The sequence below is a fragment of the Polaribacter sargassicola genome (assembly GCF_021991835.1).
GTDB classification, from domain to species: Bacteria; Bacteroidota; Bacteroidia; order Flavobacteriales; family Flavobacteriaceae; genus Polaribacter; species Polaribacter sargassicola.
Genome location: NZ_JAHDAU010000113.1, coordinates 1 through 331 on the forward strand (window position 1 = coordinate 1; position 331 = coordinate 331).

At 42.3% G+C, this 331-nt stretch carries 1 protein-coding gene; it reads left to right on the forward strand.

The annotated features are described in order from the left end of the window. Nucleotides 1-331 (forward strand): aconitase family protein (locus KI686_RS16075; RefSeq protein WP_237590337.1); only part of this gene is annotated, 331 nt, incomplete at both ends.

Genomic DNA, 331 nt, shown 5'->3' on the forward strand with positions numbered 1-331 from the left:
GCATACGGTAAATGCAGGAGGATTAGGGATGCTAGCTATTGGTGTTGGAGGTGCTGATGCGGTTGATGTCATGGCAGGCATGGCTTGGGAACTTAAGTTTCCTAAATTAATTGGTGTGAAGTTAACGGGTAAATTATCGGGTTGGACAGCACCTAAAGATGTTATTCTTAAAGTGGCTGAAATTCTTACTGTAAAAGGCGGGACAGGTGCTATTGTAGAATATTTTGGCCCTGGAGCTACGTCCATGTCATGTACCGGAAAAGGAACAATATGTAATATGGGGGCAGAAATAGGAGCTACAACATCTACTTTTGGTTATGATGATTCAATG